Origin of the sequence: Actinoalloteichus sp. GBA129-24, from assembly GCF_001941645.1 — a bacterium.
GTDB lineage: Bacteria > Actinomycetota > Actinomycetes > Mycobacteriales > Pseudonocardiaceae > Actinoalloteichus_A > Actinoalloteichus_A fjordicus.
Window position 1 is genome coordinate 648,971 of record NZ_CP016077.1, and the last position, 19,200, is coordinate 668,170.

General features: G+C 66.5%; 28 protein-coding genes. 24 read left to right on the plus strand and 4 right to left on the minus strand.

The window, feature by feature from the left end; all coding sequences use genetic code 11:
* Positions 1-401 precede the first annotated feature (401 nt).
* Both UA75_RS02950 and UA75_RS02955 read left to right on the plus strand, forming a co-directional pair.
* A complete protein-coding gene (locus UA75_RS02950) occupies positions 402-1,262 on the plus strand; it encodes a Scr1 family TA system antitoxin-like transcriptional regulator (protein ID WP_075738659.1) in 861 nt (286 codons plus the stop codon).
* A gap of 13 nt (positions 1,263-1,275) precedes the next feature.
* Positions 1,276-1,524 (plus strand): DUF397 domain-containing protein, encoded by a 249-nt coding sequence (locus UA75_RS02955; RefSeq protein ID WP_232237608.1) that lies wholly within the window; start codon positions 1,276-1,278, stop codon positions 1,522-1,524.
* Between the two features lie 91 nt (positions 1,525-1,615).
* Here UA75_RS02955 and UA75_RS02960 read toward each other — a convergent pair whose 3' ends face one another.
* From UA75_RS02960 to UA75_RS02970, 3 genes are read right to left on the minus strand one after another with little or no spacing between them, the layout of a single operon-like run.
* Complete coding sequence (locus UA75_RS02960) at positions 1,616-1,849, minus strand: hypothetical protein (RefSeq protein WP_075738661.1); 234 nt, start codon at positions 1,847-1,849, stop codon at positions 1,616-1,618.
* Between the two features lie 43 nt (positions 1,850-1,892).
* Entirely contained in the window at positions 1,893-2,651 is a 759-nt protein-coding gene (locus tag UA75_RS02965; protein WP_157433967.1) for a hypothetical protein, read from the minus strand.
* A 32-nt stretch (positions 2,652-2,683) separates the two neighbouring features.
* The gene (locus tag UA75_RS02970) at positions 2,684-3,655 is read right to left on the minus strand and encodes an ABC transporter ATP-binding protein (RefSeq protein ID WP_083682881.1); all 972 of its coding nucleotides are present in this window, start codon (positions 3,653-3,655) and stop codon (positions 2,684-2,686) included.
* A gap of 145 nt (positions 3,656-3,800) precedes the next feature.
* On the opposite strand from UA75_RS02970, the gene UA75_RS02975 reads away from it, so the two are divergent.
* The 3 genes from UA75_RS02975 (at position 3,801) to UA75_RS02985 (ending at position 6,113) form a co-directional block, all read left to right on the plus strand.
* Complete coding sequence (locus UA75_RS02975) at positions 3,801-4,979, plus strand: sensor histidine kinase (RefSeq protein WP_075738667.1); 1,179 nt, start codon at positions 3,801-3,803, stop codon at positions 4,977-4,979.
* Positions 4,976-5,581 (plus strand): DNA-binding response regulator, encoded by a 606-nt coding sequence (locus UA75_RS02980; protein WP_075738669.1) that lies wholly within the window; start codon positions 4,976-4,978, stop codon positions 5,579-5,581. Before UA75_RS02975 ends, UA75_RS02980 begins: the two co-directional genes overlap by 4 nt.
* 304 nt (positions 5,582-5,885) lie before the next feature.
* The gene (locus tag UA75_RS02985; protein WP_075738671.1) at positions 5,886-6,113 is read left to right on the plus strand and encodes a hypothetical protein; all 228 of its coding nucleotides are present in this window, start codon (positions 5,886-5,888) and stop codon (positions 6,111-6,113) included.
* A gap of 200 nt (positions 6,114-6,313) precedes the next feature.
* On the opposite strand, the gene UA75_RS02990 is transcribed toward UA75_RS02985, so the two are convergent.
* Complete coding sequence (locus tag UA75_RS02990) at positions 6,314-6,691, minus strand: hypothetical protein (RefSeq protein WP_075738673.1); 378 nt, start codon at positions 6,689-6,691, stop codon at positions 6,314-6,316.
* Positions 6,692-7,099: 408 nt separating this feature from the next.
* Here UA75_RS02990 and rpsL point away from each other — a divergent pair, with 408 nt between their 5' ends.
* From rpsL to UA75_RS03085, 19 genes are all read left to right on the plus strand, one after another.
* On the plus strand, positions 7,100-7,474 hold the full coding sequence (rpsL, locus tag UA75_RS02995) for a 30S ribosomal protein S12 (RefSeq protein ID WP_025361387.1): 375 nt from the start codon (positions 7,100-7,102) through the stop codon (positions 7,472-7,474).
* A gap of 2 nt (positions 7,475-7,476) precedes the next feature.
* Positions 7,477-7,947: a 30S ribosomal protein S7 gene (gene rpsG / locus UA75_RS03000; RefSeq protein ID WP_075738675.1), complete on the plus strand. Its 471-nt coding sequence runs from the start codon at positions 7,477-7,479 to the stop codon at positions 7,945-7,947.
* A gap of 142 nt (positions 7,948-8,089) precedes the next feature.
* Positions 8,090-10,189, plus strand: coding sequence for an elongation factor G (gene fusA / locus UA75_RS03005; protein WP_075738677.1), 2,100 nt, complete (start codon positions 8,090-8,092; stop codon positions 10,187-10,189).
* A 230-nt stretch (positions 10,190-10,419) separates the two neighbouring features.
* Complete coding sequence (tuf, locus tag UA75_RS03010; protein ID WP_075738679.1) at positions 10,420-11,613, plus strand: elongation factor Tu; 1,194 nt, start codon at positions 10,420-10,422, stop codon at positions 11,611-11,613.
* A gap of 471 nt (positions 11,614-12,084) precedes the next feature.
* Positions 12,085-12,390, plus strand: a complete 306-nt coding sequence (gene rpsJ / locus UA75_RS03015; protein ID WP_016698486.1) for a 30S ribosomal protein S10 — start codon at positions 12,085-12,087, stop codon at positions 12,388-12,390.
* Positions 12,391-12,424: 34 nt separating this feature from the next.
* Positions 12,425-13,075, plus strand: a complete 651-nt coding sequence (gene rplC, locus UA75_RS03020; RefSeq protein ID WP_075738681.1) for a 50S ribosomal protein L3 — start codon at positions 12,425-12,427, stop codon at positions 13,073-13,075.
* Positions 13,075-13,785 (plus strand): 50S ribosomal protein L4, encoded by a 711-nt coding sequence (gene rplD / locus UA75_RS03025; protein ID WP_075738683.1) that lies wholly within the window; start codon positions 13,075-13,077, stop codon positions 13,783-13,785. Before rplC ends, rplD begins: the two co-directional genes overlap by 1 nt.
* Positions 13,782-14,081: a 50S ribosomal protein L23 gene (gene rplW, locus UA75_RS03030; protein WP_075738684.1), complete on the plus strand. Its 300-nt coding sequence runs from the start codon at positions 13,782-13,784 to the stop codon at positions 14,079-14,081. The genes rplD and rplW overlap by 4 nt, the downstream gene beginning before the upstream one ends.
* A gap of 45 nt (positions 14,082-14,126) precedes the next feature.
* Positions 14,127-14,960, plus strand: a complete 834-nt coding sequence (gene rplB, locus UA75_RS03035) for a 50S ribosomal protein L2 (protein ID WP_075738686.1) — start codon at positions 14,127-14,129, stop codon at positions 14,958-14,960.
* Between the two features lie 18 nt (positions 14,961-14,978).
* Positions 14,979-15,260 carry a 30S ribosomal protein S19 gene (rpsS, locus tag UA75_RS03040; RefSeq protein WP_069846391.1) on the plus strand — a complete coding sequence of 94 codons (282 nt, stop codon included), beginning with the start codon at positions 14,979-14,981 and terminating at the stop codon, positions 15,258-15,260.
* Between the two features lie 52 nt (positions 15,261-15,312).
* A complete protein-coding gene (gene rplV / locus UA75_RS03045) occupies positions 15,313-15,744 on the plus strand; it encodes a 50S ribosomal protein L22 (protein ID WP_075738688.1) in 432 nt (143 codons plus the stop codon).
* A complete protein-coding gene (gene rpsC, locus UA75_RS03050) occupies positions 15,744-16,586 on the plus strand; it encodes a 30S ribosomal protein S3 (protein ID WP_075738690.1) in 843 nt (280 codons plus the stop codon). The genes rplV and rpsC overlap by 1 nt, the downstream gene beginning before the upstream one ends.
* Before the next feature lie 3 nt (positions 16,587-16,589).
* Positions 16,590-17,009, plus strand: coding sequence for a 50S ribosomal protein L16 (gene rplP / locus UA75_RS03055; RefSeq protein WP_075738692.1), 420 nt, complete (start codon positions 16,590-16,592; stop codon positions 17,007-17,009).
* Positions 17,009-17,263: a 50S ribosomal protein L29 gene (gene rpmC / locus UA75_RS03060; protein ID WP_069846398.1), complete on the plus strand. Its 255-nt coding sequence runs from the start codon at positions 17,009-17,011 to the stop codon at positions 17,261-17,263. Before rplP ends, rpmC begins: the two co-directional genes overlap by 1 nt.
* The gene (gene rpsQ / locus UA75_RS03065) at positions 17,260-17,538 is read left to right on the plus strand and encodes a 30S ribosomal protein S17 (protein WP_075738694.1); all 279 of its coding nucleotides are present in this window, start codon (positions 17,260-17,262) and stop codon (positions 17,536-17,538) included. The genes rpmC and rpsQ overlap by 4 nt, the downstream gene beginning before the upstream one ends.
* A gap of 178 nt (positions 17,539-17,716) precedes the next feature.
* Positions 17,717-18,085 (plus strand): 50S ribosomal protein L14, encoded by a 369-nt coding sequence (gene rplN, locus UA75_RS03070; protein ID WP_075738696.1) that lies wholly within the window; start codon positions 17,717-17,719, stop codon positions 18,083-18,085.
* A complete protein-coding gene (gene rplX, locus UA75_RS03075) occupies positions 18,085-18,399 on the plus strand; it encodes a 50S ribosomal protein L24 (RefSeq protein ID WP_075738698.1) in 315 nt (104 codons plus the stop codon). Before rplN ends, rplX begins: the two co-directional genes overlap by 1 nt.
* Positions 18,400-18,401: 2 nt before the next feature.
* Positions 18,402-18,977 (plus strand): 50S ribosomal protein L5, encoded by a 576-nt coding sequence (rplE, locus tag UA75_RS03080; RefSeq protein ID WP_075738700.1) that lies wholly within the window; start codon positions 18,402-18,404, stop codon positions 18,975-18,977.
* Positions 18,978-18,998: 21 nt separating this feature from the next.
* Positions 18,999-19,184, plus strand: a complete 186-nt coding sequence (locus UA75_RS03085; protein WP_075738702.1) for a type Z 30S ribosomal protein S14 — start codon at positions 18,999-19,001, stop codon at positions 19,182-19,184.
* The last annotated feature ends 16 nt before the right edge of the window (positions 19,185-19,200 follow it).

Genomic DNA, 19,200 nt, shown 5'->3' on the forward strand with positions numbered 1-19,200 from the left:
ACAGCTGTGCCTACGGCCGGATCGTCGCTCGTGTCTGCCTGCATACCTGCGTGGTTGCGCGGCGGACAGGCTGCCGAGCCGATCCGGGCTGCACGACGTCGGACGCAGGCGACGGTCGACGGCGGCCGATGTGACGGCGGCGATGACACGCCGTCAGCCCCAGTCCGAGGCGGCAGCCGGACGAGGCGAGCCCACGCGTCGGGCGCAGGCAGTTCCGTCTTTCTCGACGTCAGCGGGCCATCGCCGCAGGGCTGGTGGACATCGGGCGCGACGGGACACCGGCGATCCTTCCGGTAACCGGAAGCACGGTCGACGCTTCTGCGACTGATCTTGCTTGAATACGGGCGCGGACCGGAGAAGATTAGGTCGTCAGTTCACTCGTCAAGAAAGAGGCGACTCCGATGGCGAAGGTCACGCCAACCGCAAAGAAGCTGTTGCTCGGCCGCGAGATCGCCTACCTGCGAGATCGGGCAGGGCTGTCCCAGAGCGAGGCCGCCGCGTTGATTGAGAAGCGACAGAGCCAGTTCACCGCCCTGGAGTCCGGCCAGGCGAGTATCACGCCCGGCGACCTGCGACTGCTGCTCGGCGGGCTGGGGGTGACCGAGGAGCAGCACATCAGCGCCCTGCTGGAGTTACGCCGAGGCAATCACCAACGGGGCAGATGGACCGGCATTCGCAGTCTCTACAACGAGGACTTCCGGACACTGGTGGATCTGGAGGAGCACTGCGACCTGATTCGCACCGTCGAGTGCGAGGTGCCGCCGGGTCTGCTGCAGTGTGAGGCGTTCACCCGCGCGCTCTACTCCTACGCGCACACCGGACCCGATCTCGACGACCGGGTTCAGGCGAGGCTGGCGAGACAGGCGATCTACCACAAGCCGGAGCCCCCGCAGGCGGCGTTCGTGATCTCGGAGTCGGCGCTGCGGCGGCAGTACGGCCCGCCCGAGGTGATGCGTGAACAGATCGACTACATGATCGCCCTGTCGACGCTGCCCAACGTTCGTCTCCAGGTGCTGCCCTTCAAGACCAGGGTGCAGAGTGCCTCGATCCGTGACGGCTTCGTGCTCCTGCGAATCCCCTCTCCGGGTGTCGCCGGTCCCTTGGAGTTCGCCTACACCGAGAACGAGGCAGAACTGCGGTACCTGGACGACAAGCGGACGGTGACGATATTGGACACTGCCTGGGCCCGATTGGCAGGCGCGGCACTGAGCTTCGACGACTCCCGCGAATTTCTGCGGGTGGTGGCGGATGAGTACTGTTGAGAGGCCGTCACCCATGACCAGCTATGGAGCCCAGGACATGAAAGCCAAGCCGACTGAGTTCTCTCGGTTCGACTTCCGTACGTCCAGTTACAGCGGTGAGAACGGCAACAACTGTGTCGAGGTCGCGCGGCTGACCGACGTGGTCGGCCTTCGCGACAGCAAGGTCGAGTTCGGCTCCTCGCACGACGTGGTGCTTCGGGTGTCGCTGTCGGCCTTCGCCGGCCTGCTGACCGCAGTGAAGGACGGGCGGTTGAGTCGCTAGTCGCCTATCGGGGCGGGCCCGCGCAGCGCCGCGCGGAGTCCCCGATCACCGTCGATCGCCGGGCAGCGGCAGGCACCGAGTACGGGCTCCCCTACTGGTCACGCCGAGTGGAACAGCGCCGAACCCGGACGGACACCAGGACGATACGCACCGTCGAATACAGCACCGCCGCGATCGGCAGCACGATTCGTAACAGCGGCCGGTCGACGAAGTAGAAGGCGGCCGACGCTCCGATCACCGCAACCGTGATGAGCCCGATGACGACCTCACGGCCGATCGACTCGGCGAGACGACCCATGACGAGTTCCGCGAAGAGTCTGTTCATTCGCTTGCTCCTCTCCAGCTTGGGCGGCTGACGTACGACGAGGTCATGACCGCGGCTCCCAGCGGAAGGCCTTGTGGATCACCACGCCGAAGAGCGCGACCCACAGGGCGGTCCCGCCGACCGCGAGCAGTTCGACGTCGGGCAGACCTTCGGGAACGACCAGCAGCGAGCTGCCTGCCCACCCGGCGGAGACCAGCTCCAGCGGTCCGGTCAACGGCATCGCCAGCCCGAGGAGGACCAGATTCGGATCTGAGGACAGGCGCAGGTACATGCCTGCCAGCGCCGCGATCAGCAGCGGTCCGGTGGTGAGCTGGGCCAGCTCCACCGTGCGGGTCAGCGTCGCTGTCGCCAGTCCTGCCAACACTGTCAGGCCGATGCCGGCCACGACGCCCGCGATCACGGTTAACGGCTGAGCGGGCAGCGGTGCGCCCGCGAGTAGACAGATGGCGAAGAGCACGGCCGCCTGCCCGAGCGCGACCAGTGCGATGGGCGCCAGGATGCCCGCGAGCACCCCGGTGTCGGTCAGCTCACTGGTGCGGAGCCGCTTGAGGACCAGCGCCTGCCTGCGCGCGGTCACCACGATGGTGCTCACCAGATAGACCGAGAGGATGAGCAGCATCAGGAATCGCTCGCCGAGGACCGCGCCCCATCGTGGGTCGGTCGGAGCGGGAGCCTGTAGCCAGGTGAGGAATCCGAGTCCCAGCGGGACGAGGATGGTGGTCATGGCGATCAGCGGCCGTCGGAACAGCAGCCGAAGCTCGACGATGCTGAACCGTCCGACCAACAGGGCGGTGCTGGACATCTGATCTTCCTTCCTCGGGGTGATCGAACGGGTCACTGGGTACTGATCTGGAGGAAGATCTCCTCCAAGGACGCGTTGACCGCGGTGAGACCGGACAAGGCGACGTCGTGGTCGGCGGCCCAGGCCAGCAGGGCCGTCAGATCGGCTTGCAGCGTGCTGGTCTCGACCCAGAGCCGGGTCTGCTCGTCCTCGGCGACGAGTTGGACGCGGCCCTTGAACGCGGGCAGAGCGGCCGTCCAGACGGAGGGCATGGTCGCGGCGATGCGGGACGGATGTCGGGCCAGCAACTCGGGAACCGAGCCCTGCAGGTGCACTCGCCCCTGGTGCATGATCGCCACTCGATCGGCCAGGCTCTCGGCCTCGGCCAGGTAATGGGTGGTCAGCAGCACTGTGCAGCCCGCGTCGCGCAGGTCACGCACCGTCGCCCAGAGCCGTTGTCGGGACTCCGGGTCGAGGCCGGTGCTCGGTTCGTCGAGGATGATCAGCGAAGGCCTGCCCCAGACGGCTAGGGCGAAGTCCAACCTGCGGCGCTCACCGCCGGAGAGCCGCTCCACGGCGACGTCTCGCCTCGCGTCCAGCTCCACGAGGGCGAGCACAGCGTCGACGTCGTCGTCCCTGCTGCTCAGCCCGGCCCACATCCGCAGGGTCTCGACGGTCGTCAGCTCGTTGATCAGCCCGGCCTCCTGGAGGAGGATCCCCGTCCGAGCAGCCAGCGCGCGGCGATCACGGCAGGGGTCGAGCCCGAGCACCCGAATCGTTCCCTCGGCGGGGCGGCGGAAACCCTCGATCAGTTCGAGCGTGGTCGTCTTGCCTGCGCCGTTCGTTCCGAGCAGGGCGAAGACCTCGCCGATCCGCACATCGAGGTCGAGTCGGTCGACGGCGGTGAAGTCGTCGTAACGGAACGTCAGACCGGCCAGTTCGACCGCCGCCCCGGAGTCCGAGCCGGGGGCTCGTGTTCGGTCCGCGGCGCGGCCGCCGGGGGCGGAGTGCGTCATCGATGTCATGCGTCGAGCGTCGCCTGCGGAAGTCGTCGCTGGTAGTGGCAAGTGTCATGAAAAACCCATGACACTTGTCAGCAATCCGTATGACAGTTGTCATGAGCTTCGGTGAAGCCACGGCACGTCCCGGATCGTTCATTACGGTGAGTGCATGACCGCAACTCCGCCGATCGAGGTGCTGCGTCGTCGAACGGCAGTCGCCATCGTCAGCTCGGCCGCCACGGCCGCCATGCTGCCGGTGGTGATGATCCTGTTCCGAGGTGCGAGCGGGCCCGTCGGCGTCGTGCTGATCCTCGGTTCGGTGCTGTTCATGCCGCTGCACTGGTACTGCCTGCGATCCGGCCTGCGCGCACCCGCGACGCCGGTGGACCTGCGGGTGACGGTTCCGCTGCTGGGGCTGGCGGTGCTTCTCGCGCTGCTGGGCAGTGGTCAATCCGATGTCGGCTGGCTGTGGTTCGTCATCATCGGATTCGCGGTCGCGGATCTGGCGATCGGCCGCCCCATCCGGATCGTCCGCATCTTCGTCGCCGTCTTCGGCTGCCTGGCAGGCGCGTGCGCGGTGCTCCTCGCCTGGCTGCAGGATCCTGCCGATCCCGGGCGGCTGGCCCTCATCGGCGGGCTGGTGCTGTTCCTGGTCAGCGGAATGGTCTACAGCGAGCCGAGTTCACTGAGCACCTGGCGTTCGACGATGGAGCTGGACATCGCGCGACGAAACTCGACGGAGGTCGGCGCGCAACGCGAGCGACTTCGTCTCTCGGAGGATCTGCACGACATGCTGGGGCACACCCTGGAAGTGGTAGCGCTCAAGGCCGAGCTGGCGACCCGGCTCGGGACCGTCGACCCGGAGCGGGCCAGAAGCGAGATGGCCGAGGTGCAACGCCTGGCCAGGACGTCGTTGCAGGAGGTTCGCGGTCTCGTCCGAGATCGACAGGAGACGGACCTGGTCGTCGAGCTCAGCAGCGTTCAGGCTCTGCTGAGCTCGGCGGGCATCCACTGCGACATCCGGGGCGAGGCCACCGACTTCGACCAGTTGACCCGTCAGCTCTTCGGCCGGGTCCTCCGTGAGTCGGCGACGAACCTGCTGCGACACGCCGAACCCGCCCACTGTCAGATCCACCTCGCCGACAGGCGAGGACACGCCTCGATGATCGTGATCAACGACGGCGTGGCCGATCACCACGACGAGAAGACCGAGGGCACGGGACTCGCCGGACTAGCCAGAAGGCTGGCCGAACACGGCGGCACCGTGGCCGCCGGGCCGGGCACCGAGCCGGGCACATTCCGGGTCGAGGCCTCGTTGCCCGGTGTGTCCCTGCGGGGTGCGCGATGATCCGCGTGGTGCTGGTCGACGACGAGCGGCTGACGAGGGACGCGGTGGCCGCGCTGCTCGCCCTGGAGTCGGATCTCGACGTGGTCGGGCAGGCGTCGGACGGGGCGGCTGCGGTGGCACTGGTCTTGGAGCTGGTTCCCGACATCGTCGTGCTGGACGTCGAGATGCCCGGACTTCAGGGCCCGGACGTGGTCGAACGTGTGATGGCCTCGGCGAGCGGAATCCAGTGCATGATCCTCACCCGGCATGCGCGACCCGGTGTGCTGCGGCGCGCGCTTGCCGCAGGCGCACGGGGATTCCTGCCGAAGAACGTGCCCGTCTCGCAGCTCGCGGATGCGATCAGGAGGGTGCATTCCGGCAGACGCTACGTCGACGAGTCCATGGCCGCGGAGGCGCTGGCCGAATCGCCCTGCCCGCTGACCGATCGCGAGCGCGAGATGCTGGCGATGGTCACGGATTCCCGGACGGCCGCCGACATCGCCCGGCTGGTCCACCTGTCCTCCGGGACGGTCCGCAACTATCTCTCCTCCGCGATGAGCAAACTGGCGGCTCGGACCCGAACCGAGGCCGCTCGTATCGCCCGTGATCACGGCTGGATCTGATCAACGGGCCCGCGCCTCGACTGTCGTCGCGGTCCTGGTGCTCCTCGGGCAGGCTCGGGCGCCGAGTTCGGCAGTCCGGCGGTAGCGGAGCCCGGTAATGCCGCAGTGCCGGACTGCCGCAGCGCCGTGCGCCTGGTGCTTCTCGGGCAGCTCGGCGGAGAGCCGTGTCGCCGAACTCCATCGCCTGCGCGGCTCGACAGCCGAGCCCGACCTCGGCGGTCCGGTGGCGGGTCGTCGGAATCCGCCGCCGTGCGCGACGACGTCGTGTTCAGCCCCGAGGTGTGTTGGCCGGCATGGTGGGGGGATGAGCGAACTGACCTTCGGCGAGGAAGCACAGAGTCTGATCTCGGCATACTCGGACCTGCTTGTGCAGGCGGGCGAGGCGGGAGCCGAGCCGGACCCTGATCGCCAGGCGATGGTCGAGGCGCTCGAGGTGGGCGAACGTCTCGTCGAGCTGCTGACCGCGCGGGCCGACGAGTATCGGGAGTCGATGGCGTCGTTGCGGAGGCGACTGGAGCAGCCTGCCGGGTGAGAACCGAGAAACGCAGGCGGCGGCCGGGCGGGCACCGGATCACTCCTGCGCGGGATCTCGACAGAGACCAACCGGTCGAGTGCATTCGCCCCTGGGCAGTCCGGCACCGGTGGGAGCTCCGACGGGAGGCCCGTGGCGAGAAGGCCCAGCGGGCCGGGCCGACGCCGGACGTCACGGCCTACGCAGAGGCGACCGGCGACTCAAGGGCGGTCCATGCGGTCACGGAGCCGCTGGACGTGTTCCTCGACAGACCGCTGGTGTTCTGCGGAGGCCTTCCGGTCTGCGCGGGCTAGGGCCAGCGCCGCCTCGGCCGACAGCTGGGCGCACATCATCATGTCCAGGACGGCCTCCCGACGGTCCTCAGTCTCGGCCGCGACGAGCATGGGCCGGAGGTGCTCCACCATGCGCTCCATCTCCCCGGCCGACGCCACCAGCGCGTCGCGGGCTGCGGCCATCGCGGCGCGTCCTCGGTTGAAGTGATCCATGGCCTCGTGCCGTCGCTGTGGGGAGAGCTGGTCGAGACTCCGCAGCAGTTCGTCGCTCAGCTCGATGTTCCAGATGTCCTTCTCCGCGCTCATCTGCTCAGCCTGGCACGGGGACGTGCTCGTGCGCGCCTGAGTTCTGCCCTGACTTCGGTCCTGACTTCGGCGTAGGCTGATCCACAGGTGCCTGACACTGCGGGTGACCCACCCCGTTTTGACCCGTCCCAGCGGGTGCGGGTATCTTTGCTGCCTGGGCCCGACTTGTGTTGGGCTGGTCTGTGTGCCTGTGATCGTTGGCTCATCGCCTCCGTAACCACAGGACGGTGGAAGTCTTCCGGGTTGGCCGAGGGTTTCACGCCTGTGGGCGTGGAAGCGGGCGACACGCCCGACCTCGGGTTACGGGGGACAGCCGCGTGACTCCAGACACGACCCGCAAGGGTCGGATATAGCCTGAGGTGCTCAAAGGAGCATCTTTACGTAGCGAACGGAAGAAGTAGCCGGTCCATGCCCACGATCCAGCAGCTGGTCCGCAAGGGCCGCCAGGACAAGGTCGCGAAGACCAAGACCGCGGCGCTCAAGGGGAGCCCGCAGCGGCGCGGTGTGTGCACCCGCGTCTACACGACCACCCCTAAGAAGCCCAACTCGGCGCTGCGCAAGGTCGCGCGTGTCAAGCTGACCAGCGGCATCGAGGTGACGGCCTACATCCCCGGTGAGGGCCACAACCTGCAGGAGCACTCGATGGTGCTCGTTCGTGGCGGCCGTGTTAAGGACCTGCCCGGTGTTCGTTACAAGATCATCCGTGGCTCTCTTGACACGCAGGGCGTGAAGAACCGCAAGCAGGCCCGCAGCCGGTACGGTGCGAAGAAGGAGAAGAGCTAACCATGCCCCGCAAGGGACCGGCCCCCAAGCGGCCGCTTATCTCCGACCCGGTGTACGCCTCGCCGCTGGTGACCCAGCTCATCAACAAGGTGCTGGTCGACGGCAAGCGTTCAGTGGCTGAGAAGATCGTGTACGAGGCCCTGGAGGGCAGTCGCGAGAAGACCGGCACCGACCCGGTCGTCACGCTCAAGCGCGCGCTCGACAACGTCAAGCCCGCCCTGGAGGTGCGCAGCCGCCGTGTCGGTGGCGCGACCTACCAGGTGCCGGTGGAGGTGCGGGCGAGCCGCTCCACCACGCTGGCTCTGCGGTGGCTGGTCGGCTTCGCCCGTCAGCGTCGTGAGAAGACGATGGTCGAGCGCCTGACGAACGAGCTGCTGGACGCGAGCAACGGACTCGGGGCGAGTGTGAAGCGCCGCGAAGACACCCACAAGATGGCCGAGTCGAACAAGGCCTTCGCGCATTACCGCTGGTGATCGAGGATGCCCGACACGATCGACTTCGTCGGTCACGGCTCCGCCTCGGATCGGACATCCGATTCGAGGCCTGCTGTTGTCGGGCCTTCGGCCACCCCTAGAGACAGCTAGACAAAGCTGATCAGGAACGGGGAAGACTCTCGTGGCACGCGACGTGCTGACTGACCTGGCCAAGGTCCGCAACATCGGGATCATGGCCCACATCGACGCGGGCAAGACCACCACGACCGAGCGGATCCTCTTCTACACGGGGATCAACTACAAGATCGGCGAGGTGCACGACGGCGCGGCGACGATGGACTGGATGGAGGAGGAGCAGAAGCGGGGTATCACCATCACCTCGGCTGCCACCACCACCTTCTGGGCAGACCACCAGATCAACATCATCGACACTCCCGGGCACGTCGACTTCACCGTCGAGGTGGAACGGTCGTTGCGCGTGCTCGACGGCGCGGTCGCGGTGTTCGATGGCAAGGAAGGCGTCGAGCCGCAGTCCGAGCAGGTCTGGCGGCAGGCGGACAAGTACGAGGTTCCGCGAGTCTGCTTCGTCAACAAGATGGACAAGCTCGGTGCGGACTTCTACTTCACCGTGCGCACCATCGAGGAGCGCCTCGGTGCCCGCCCGCTCGTCATCCAGCTGCCCATCGGTGCTGAGAACGACTTCGCGGGTGTCGTCGACCTGGTGAACATGCGCGCGCTGACCTGGCGTGGCGACGTTCAGAAGGGCGAGGACTACACCGTCGAGGAGATCCCGGCGGATCTGGCCGAGAAGGCCGCCGAGTACCGGGAGAAGCTCGTCGAGGCCGTGGCCGAGACCGACGAGGAGCTCATGGAGCTCTACCTCGGCGGTGGCGAGTTGTCGCTGGAGCAGATCAAGGCGGGCATCCGCAAGATCACGATCGCTCGTGAGGCCTACCCGGTGCTCTGTGGCTCCGCGTTCAAGAACAAGGGCGTTCAGCCCATGCTCGACGCGGTCATCGACTACCTGCCCTCGCCGCTGGACGTGCCGCCGATGGAGGGTCTGCTGCTCGACGGCGAGACTCCCGCCACTCGGCAGCCCAACGTCGACGAGCCCTTCTCCGCCCTGGCATTCAAGATCGCCGCGCACCCGTTCTTCGGGAAGCTGACCTACATCCGGGTCTACTCGGGCAAGGTCAGCTCCGGCACGCAGCTCGTGAACGCCACCAAGGACCGGAAGGAGCGCATCGGGAAGCTCTTCCAGATGCACTCCAACAAGGAGAACCCGGTCGAGGACGCGCAGGCGGGTCACATCTACGCGGTGATCGGTCTCAAGGAGACCACCACCGGTGACACGCTCGCCGACCCGCAGAAGCCCATCGTCCTCGAGTCGATGAGCTTCCCGGAGCCGGTCATCCAGGTGGCGATCGAGCCCAAGACCAAGAGTGACCAGGAGAAGCTGGGTACGGCGATCCAGAAGCTCGCCGAGGAAGACCCGACGTTCCAGGTCAAGCTTGACGAGGAGACCGGTCAGACCATCATCGCCGGTATGGGCGAGCTGCACCTCGAGGTGCTGGTCAACCGGATGAAGAGCGACTACAAGGTCGAGGCGAACATCGGTAAGCCGCAGGTGGCCTACCGGGAGACGATTCGCAAGACGATCGAGAAGGTCGAGTACACCCACAAGAAGCAGACGGGTGGCTCTGGCCAGTTCGCTCGAGTGATCGTGAAGCTGGAACCGTTGGAGAGCACCGACGGTGCGCTCTACGAGTTCGAGAACAAGGTCAGCGGTGGCCGGGTGCCGAGGGAGTACATTCCGTCGGTCGACGCGGGCGCCCAGGACGCGATGCAGTACGGAGTGTTGGCGGGCTACCCGCTGGTGGGGCTGAAGTTCACCCTGCTGGACGGCGCCTACCACGAGGTGGACTCCTCCGAGATGGCGTTCAAGATCGCCGGTTCGATGGCGATGAAGGAAGCCGCTCGCAAGGCCTCCCCGGCACTGCTCGAGCCCATGATGGCTGTCGAGGTGACGACCCCTGAGGATTACATGGGCGACGTCATCGGCGACCTGAACTCCCGCCGTGGCCACATCCAGGCCATGGAGGAGCGCAGTGGTGCGCGCGTCGTCAAGGCGCTCGTTCCTCTGTCGGAGATGTTCGGGTATGTCGGCGACCTGCGTTCCAAGACGCAGGGTCGGGCGAACTACTCGATGCAGTTCGACTCCTACGCCGAGGTTCCGACGAACGTCGCAAAGGAGATCATCGCGAAGGCGACCGGTGAGTGAGTCTCACCTGTAACGCGGCCTGCCGAGGAGTTCTCCTCGGCTCGGCTGCGGGTGAGCGGCTCGACCAGCCGACGCAAATCCAGCGGTAAGTGCTCCGGTGCCCGTCGGGCTCCGGAGCCCTCCGAGGGGGAAATGTCATCGGCCGCCTCGTATGGGCGGCGAAAATCGAAACCGTCGAGCACATACAACAGTCCGTGCGGCGGAAAGATTAAGTCCAGGAGGACAAACCAGTGGCGAAGGCGAAGTTCGAGCGGACGAAGCCGCACGTCAACATCGGCACCATCGGTCACATCGACCATGGCAAGACCACGCTGACCGCGGCGATCTCCAAGGTCCTGCACGACAAGTTCCCGGACCTCAACCCTCTGATGGCCTTCGACTCGATCGACAAGGCGCCCGAGGAGAAGCAGCGCGGCATCACGATCTCCATCGCGCACATCGAGTACCAGACGGAGAAGCGTCACTACGCGCACGTCGACTGCCCCGGCCACGCCGACTACGTGAAGAACATGATCACGGGTGCGGCGCAGATGGACGGTGCGATCCTCGTGGTCGCCGCCACCGACGGCCCGATGCCGCAGACGCGTGAGCACGTGCTGCTGGCCCGTCAGGTCGGCGTTCCCTACATCGTGGTGGCCCTGAACAAGGCCGACATGGTGGACGACGAGGAGATCTTCGAGCTCGTCGAGATGGAGGTCCGTGAGCTGCTGTCGGCTCAGGAGTTCCCCGGCGACGACCTCCCGGTCGTGCGCGTCTCCGCGCTCAAGGCGCTGGAGGGCGACGCCGAGTGGAGCGCGAAGCTCCTCGAGCTGATGGACGCGGTCGACGAGAACATCCCGGAGCCGGAGCGCGAGGTCGACAAGGCGTTCCTGATGCCGGTGGAGGACGTCTTCACCATCACCGGTCGTGGCACCGTGGTCACCGGTCGTATCGAGCGCGGCATCGTCAAGGTGAACGAGGAGGTGGAGGTCGTCGGCATCAAGGAGAAGTCCCTGAAGACGACCGTCACCAGCATCGAGATGTTCAACAAGTTCCTCGATGAGGGCCAGGCTGGCGACAACGCCGCTCTGCTGCTCCGCGGCATCAAGCGCGAGCAGGTCGAGCGCGGCATGGTCGTCACGAAGCCGGGCTCCAACACCCCGCACACCAGCTTCGAGGCCGAGGTCTACATCCTCTCGAAGGACGAGGGTGGCCGTCACACGCCGTTCTTCAACAACTACCGTCCCCAGTTCTACTTCCGGACGACGGACGTGACCGGCGTGGTCACGCTGCCCGAGGGCACCGAGATGGTCATGCCCGGCGACAACACCGCGATCTCGGTGGAGCTGATCCAGCCCATCGCGATGGACGAGGGTCTGCGTCTGGCGATTCGTGAGGGCGGTCGCACCGTCGGCGCGGGTCGCGTCACCAAGATCAACAAGTGACTCACCGTGGGGAGGGCTCCTGATCCAGGGGCCCTCCCCACCCCCGATTTGGAGGCCTACCTCGGGGTATGGCATCCTGTAAGGGTTGCTCGTCGGAGGCTGTCGGTGAAGCATTGCGAACCGACAGCCTCGGCGCGAGCGCCCCGCGTCCGCAGCCTTGAGGATCGACTCGAGATCGGTGTCGGCCGGGGCTGCACGAACGCAGGTCCATCAGCGGACCCTGCGGGGTGCAGGGGGTCGAGAGATCCACACCACCGATGACGTCACAGGCATCGGTCTGAGCATCGGGCGCGACACGCCCGACCGCGTGGACCGGGTGACGGTGACGACTGGCAGTGTTTTTTCCTGAATAGGGTGTCTCCTTACGCAGGGGAGCAGCACGGGCCGGGAGGATCCAGGTCGGGATCAACGCGAGGCAACCGCAGCGTGTTAGTCAGAAGCGGCACGAGATTAGAGGAACGGCAAGCCACTATGGCGGGACAGAAGATCCGCATCCGGCTCAAGGCCTACGACCACGAGGCGATCGACGCGTCCGCGCGCAAGATCGTCGAGACCGTGACGCGCACCGGCGCTCGGGTCGTCGGACCTGTGCCGCTGCCCACCGAGAAGAACGTGTACTGCGTCATCCGCTCGCCGCACAAGTACAAGGATTCGCGCGAGCACTTCGAGATGCGCACGCACAAGCGTCTGATCGACATTCTCGACCCGTCGCCGAAGACGGTGGACGCGCTGATGCGCATCGACCTGCCGGCCAGTGTCGACGTCAACATTCAGTGATTCGGGCGCTAGAGCGGCGGAGATAACGAGACCCATGTCTGACAAGCAGATCAAGGGGATCCTGGGCACCAAACTTGGTATGTCCCAGGTCTTCGACGAGAACAACCGGATCGTACCGGTCACGGTCGTCAAGGCCGATCCGAACGTGGTCACCCAGATCCGGACCGACGAGAAGGACGGCTACTCGGCCGTCCAGCTGGCATACGGCGCCATTGACCCTCGTAAGGTCAACAAGCCCGAGACCGGCCACTTCAGCAAGGCGAAGGTGACCCCTCGCAGGCACCTGGTGGAGCTGCGCAGCAGCAACGCCGGTGAGTACGAGGTCGGCCAGGAGGTGACGGCCGACGTGTTCGATCAGGGCACGCTGGTCGACGTCGTGGCCACGAGCAAGGGCAAGGGCACCGCCGGTGTCATGAAGCGACACGGCTTCGCGGGTCTGAGCGCCAGCCACGGTACTCAGCGCAAGCACCGCTCGCCCGGCTCCATCGGCGGCTGCGCCACTCCCGGTCGCGTCTTCAAGGGCGTCCGGATGGCCGGACGCATGGGCAACGTGCGGGTCACCACGCAGAACCTGACCGTGCACCGGGTCGACCTCGAGGCGGGACTCATCCTGCTCAAGGGTGCGGTTCCCGGCCCGAAGGGCGGCCTCGTGCTGGTCAAGAGCGCTGCTAAGGGCGGTGTCTGATGAGCGCGAATGTTGAGATCAAGACCCCGGACGGCAAGGCCGACGGCAGCATCGAGCTGCCCGCCGACGTCTTCGACGTCCAGGCGAACATGGCCCTGATGCACCAGGTCGTGGTCGCGCAGCAGGCGGCGGCTCGGCAGGGCACGCACGACACGAAGACCCGCGGCGAGGTTCGCGGCGGTGGGCGTAAGCCGTACCGCCAGAAGGGCACCGGCCGCGCCCGTCAGGGTTCGGTTCGTGCGCCGCAGTTCGTCGGCGGTGGTGTCGTGCACGGCCCGACTCCGCGCGACTACTCCCAGCGGACGCCCAAGAAGATGAAGGCCGCCGCTCTGCGCGGTGCCCTCTCCGACCGGGCCCGCGAGGGGCAGCTGCACGTGGTCACCTCGCTGGTGGACGGCGAGAAGCCCTCGACGAAGTTCGCTCGTCAGGCGCTGCGCACGATCACCGAGGCCCGCCGCGTGCTGGTCGTCCTGCACCGTGAGGACGTCCTGGGCTGGCAGAGCCTGCGCAACCTTTCCGACGTGCACCTGATCGCTCCCGACCAGCTCAACACGTACGACGTGCTGGTCAACGACGACCTGGTGTTCACGAAGGCGGCTCTGGAGAGCTTCCTCTCCGGCTCGGCCCGGCGGTCTGGCAAGGCCACCGCTCGGTCCGGCGCGAGCGCCGACGCTACCGAGTCCGACTCAGATGGGGAGGCTGGGAAGTGATCCCCGACCCTCGCGACATCTTGGTTGCTCCGGTCGTCTCCGAGAAGAGCTACGGCCTTCTCGAGGAGAAGAAGTACACCTTCGTGGTGGTTCCGGACGCCAACAAGACGCAGATCAAGATCGCCGTCGAGCAGGTCTTCGGCGTGAAGGTCGCGAGCGTGAACACGCTCAACCGTCAGGGTAAGCGCAAGCGCACCCGCACCGGGTACGGCAAGCGCAAGGACACCAAGCGGGCGATCGTGACCTTGCACCCGGAGAGCAAGCCGATCGAGATCTTCGGCGGGCCGTCCGCGTGACGCGGCCGGACCGAACCGGACTGAACGACTGAGGACTGCACAGACATGGGCATCCGCAAGTACAAGCCGACGACACCGGGTCGTCGTGGTGCCAGCGTGGCCGACTTCGCCGAGATCACTCGGTCGACGCCGGAGAAGTCGCTGGTCCGTCCGCTGCACGGCCGCGGTGGTCGTAACGCGCACGGAAAGATCACGACCCGGCACAAGGGTGGTGGCCACAAGCGCGCCTACCGTCTGATCGACTTCCGTCGGTTGGACAAGGACGGCGTGCCTGCCAAGGTCGCGCACATCGAGTACGACCCGAACCGCACCGCCCGCATCGCGCTGCTGCACTACGCGGACGGCGAGAAGCGCTACATCATCGCCCCGGAGAAGACGCGCCAGGGCGACGTGATCGAGAGCGGTCCCCGGGCTGACATCAAGCCGGGCAACAACCTGCCGCTGCGCAACATCCCGACCGGCACCGTGGTGCACGCCATCGAGCTTCGGCCCGGCGGCGGCGCCAAGATCGCCAGGTCGGCGGGTGCCAGTGTGCAGCTGGTCGCCAAGGACGGGCCCTACGCCCAGCTCCGGATGCCGTCCGGTGAGATCCGCAACGTGGACGTGCGTTGTCGCGCCACGATCGGTGAGGTCGGCAACTCCGAGCAGGGCAACATCAACTGGGGCAAGGCGGGACGGATGCGGTGGAAGGGCAAGCGCCCGACCGTCCGTGGTGTCGCCATGAACCCGGTCGACCACCCCCACGGTGGTGGTGAGGGTAAGACCTCCGGTGGTCGCCACCCGGTGAACCCGGCTGGTAAGCCCGAGGGTCGTACGCGTCGTAACAAGCCGAGTGACAAGCTCATCGTCCGCCGACGCCGCACCGGCAAGAAGCGCTGAGCAGGGAGGGAGTGAAGGATGCCACGCAGCCTGAAGAAGGGCCCGTTCGTCGACGACCACCTGCTCAAGAAGGTGGACGTACTGAACGAGTCCGGCAAGAAGACGGTGATCAAGACCTGGTCCCGGCGCTCGACGATCATTCCGGACATGCTCGGGCACACGTTCGCCGTGCACGACGGTCGCAAGCACGTCCCGGTGTTCGTGTCCGAGGCGATGGTGGGTCACAAGCTGGGCGAGTTCGCCCCGACCCGCACCTTCAAAGGTCACGTCAAGGAAGACCGCAGGTCTCGCCGCCGCTGACGCGGGCTTCGACGCGAGATTCACGGACTAGCAAGAGCAAGGGGAAACAGCGATGAACGCCCGAAACGACGCTGTGGCGCCGGAAGGCGAAGAGACGCCGTCGCGTGCCGTGGCGCGGGCCCGCTATGTCCGCGCCACGCCGATGAAGGTGCGCCGCGTGGTCGATCTCGTCAGGGGCCGTCACGCTCAGGAGGCCCTGGCCGTGCTCCGGTTCGCGCCGCAGTCTGCCAGCGAGCCGGTCGAGAAGGTGCTTGCGAGCGCCATCGCCAACGCCGAGAACAACCTCGACCTCGATCCGGAGACGCTCTGGATCAGCAGCATCTACGTGGACGAGGGGCCGACGCTGAAGCGCATCCGGCCGCGGGCTCAGGGCCGCGCGTACCGGGTCCGTAAGCGGACCAGCCACATCACCGTCGAGGTCGAGTCCCGGCCGCAGGCCACGGGCCGGACTCGCAAGTCCAGCGTGAAGGGAAGTGCCCGGTAGTGGGTCAGAAAATCAACCCGCACGGCTTCCGGCTGGGGATCACCACCGACTGGAAGTCCCGCTGGTACGCCGACAAGCAGTACGCCGAGTATGTGTCGGAGGACGTCAAGATCCGCCGAATGCTCTCCAAGGGCATGGAGCGGGCAGGCATCTCCAAGGTGGAGATCGAGCGCACCCGAGACCGGGTCCGCGTCGACATCCACACCGCACGGCCCGGCATCGTGATCGGCCGCCGCGGCGCGGAGGCCGACCGCATCCGCGGTGAGCTGGAGAAGCTGACCAAGAAGCAGATCCAGCTCAACATCCTTGAGGTCAAGGGTTCCGAGTCCGATTCGCAGCTCGTGGCGCAGAACGTCGCCGAGCAGCTCTCCAACCGGGTGTCCTTCCGGCGCGCGATGCGTAAGGCGATGCAGTCGTCGATGCGCTCGCCGCAGGTCAAGGGCATTCGGGTGCAGGTGAGCGGCCGCCTCGGCGGTGCGGAGATGTCGCGCTCGGAGTTCTACCGCGAGGGTCGGGTTCCGCTGCACACGCTGCGTGCGGACATCGACTACGGCTTCTTCGAGGCCAAGACGACCTTCGGCCGTATCGGCGTGAAGGTCTGGATCTACAAGGGTGAGCTGGTCGGCGGCCTGAAGGCTCGCGAGGCTGCGGCTGCCGAGGCTCGGGCACCTCGCCGGGACCGTTCGGATCGGGCGGACCGCCCGGACCGGCCCAACCGTCGTCGCTCCGGTGCGTCCGGGACGACCGCGGCAGGCACCGAGGCCGGACGGGCTGCGGCCGAGACGGCGGAGAAGACGGCGGTCGCGACTTCGCCGTCCGCCGGCGAGAAGACGGAGGGCTGAGAAGTGCTCATCCCGCGTAAGGTCAAGTTCCGTAAGCAGCACCGCCCCGACCGGAGCGGCGCAGCCAAGGGCGGGACGCGGGTCACCTTCGGTGAGTTCGGGATCCAGGCTCTGGAGCCCGCTTACGTCACCAACAGGCAGATCGAGTCCGCTCGTATCGCCATCAACCGGCACATCCGTCGTGGTGGCAAGGTCTGGATCAACATCTTCCCGGACCGCCCGCTGACCAAGAAGCCTGCCGAGACCCGGATGGGTTCCGGTAAGGGTTCGCCGGAGCAGTGGATCTCCAATGTGAAGCCCGGCCGGGTGCTGTTCGAGATGACTTACCCGAACGAGACGGTCGCTCGCGAGGCGTTGCTGCGCGCGATTCACAAGCTTCCGATGAAGTGCCGCATCGTCACACGTGAGGGTGGTGAGTTCTGATGGCAGCGGTCAGCACCGCAGCCGAGCTGCGTGAGCTCACCGAGAGCGAGCTCGTTCAGCGTCTTCGGGAGGCCAAGGAGGAGCTGTTCAACCTCCGCTTCCAGATGGCGACCGGACAGCTGGAGAACAACCGTCGGCTGCGCGTCGTGCGGCATGACATCGCCAGGATCTACACCGTGATGCGTGAGCGCGAGCTGGGCTTGTCCGTCTCGCCGGACCAGGCGGACGCGACCACGAGTGAAGGTGCGGCATGAGCGAGAACGAGCAGAAGACCGAGACGCGGAACAACCGCAAGGTTCGCGAGGGTTACGTCGTCTCGGACAAGATGGACAAGACGGTCGTCGTGCAGCTTGAGGACCGTAAGAAGCACTCCCTGTACGGCAAGGTTCTGCGGAGCACCACCAAGGTCAAGGTGCACGACGAGCAGAACGCCGCAGGCGTGGGCGACCGGGTCCTGCTCATGGAGACTCGACCGCTGTCGGCGACCAAGCGCTGGCGCATCGTCGAGATCCTCGAGAAGGCCAGGTAGGAATCGCGGCGCTTCGGCAGGGTGGTCTCCTGCCGAAGCCGTGCCTGTCAGTAAGGTGCGGCGTCGGCGCCTGGTCCGAGACTGTCAGAGGTCTCAGACCGACCAAGAGGCACTACTAGAGACGACCGCGCCCGTCGGGTCGGAAATCCGGCGGGCAATACGCAGGTCAGGAGTTGACGTGATTCAGCAGGAGTCGCGGCTCCGCGTCGCTGACAACACCGGAGCCAAGGAGATCTTGTGCATCCGGGTGTTGGGCGGCTCGGGGCGGCGGTACGCGGGCATCGGCGACATCATCGTCGCGACCGTGAAGGAAGCGATCCCGGGCGCCAACGTGAAGCGTGGTGACGTGATCAAGGCCGTCATCGTGCGCACCGTGAAGGAGCGCCGTCGTCCGGACGGTTCCTACATCCGGTTCGACGAGAACGCCGCGGTGATCATCAAGGCGGACAACGAGCCGCGCGGCACGCGCATCTTCGGCCCGGTGGGTCGCGAACTGCGTGACAAGAGGTTCATGAAGATCATCTCGTTGGCGCCGGAGGTGCTCTGATGAAGGTGCACAAGGGCGACACTGTCGTGATCATCGCAGGCAAGGACAAGGGCGCCAAGGGCAAGGTCATCCAGGCCTACCCGCAGACGTCGAAGGTCCTCGTCGAGGGCGTCAACCGGATCAAGAAGCACACCAAGATCAGCCGCACTCAGCGTGGCGCGCAGTCTGGTGGCATCGTGACCCAGGAAGCGCCGATCCACGTCAGCAACGTTCAGGTGGTGGACTCGGACGGTACCCCGACCAGGGTCGGCTACCGGACGGATGAGGACGGGCGCCGGATTCGCATCTCGCGCCGCAACGGTAAGGACATCTGATCATGACGACTGCTGAGAAGATCGTCCCCCGGCTCAAGCTCCGGTACCGCGAGGAGATCGTCGGTGCGTTGCGCGAGGAGTACGACTACTCGAACGTGATGCAGGTCCCGGGCGTCGTCAAGGTCGTCGTGAACATGGGCGTCGGCGACGCGGCCAGGGACGGCAAGCTGATCGAGCCCGCGATCCGCGATCTGGCCACCATCACCGGTCAGCGTCCCGAGGTGCGGCGCGCGCGTAAGTCGATCGCGCAGTTCAAGCTGCGTGAGGGCATGCCGATCGGCGCCAGGGCGACGCTGCGCGGCGACCGCATGTGGGAGTTCCTGGACCGGCTGCTGACCATCGCGCTGCCGCGTATCCGTGACTTCCGCGGCCTGTCGGACCGCCAGTTCGACGGCAACGGCAACTACACCTTCGGGTTGAGCGAGCAGTCGATGTTCCACGAGATCGACCCCGACTCGATCGATCGCCCCAGGGGCATGGACATCACGATCGTCACCACCGCGATCAACGACGAGGAGGGGCGGGCGCTGCTGCGGCACCTCGGTTTTCCCTTCAAGTCCGCTGACAGCGGACGATGAGGACAAGGACGAGGAGAGCCGATGGCTAAGAAGTCGCTGGTCGCCAAGGCGGCGCGGAAGCCGAAGTTCGCGGTGCGGGCGTACACCCGTTGCCAGCGCTGCGGTCGCCCGCACGCCGTGTTCCGTAAGTTCGGCCTCTGCCGGGTGTGCCTTCGCGAGATGGCGCACGCAGGCGAGCTGCCGGGCGTTCGCAAGTCCAGCTGGTGATCGGCACGCCCCAGCG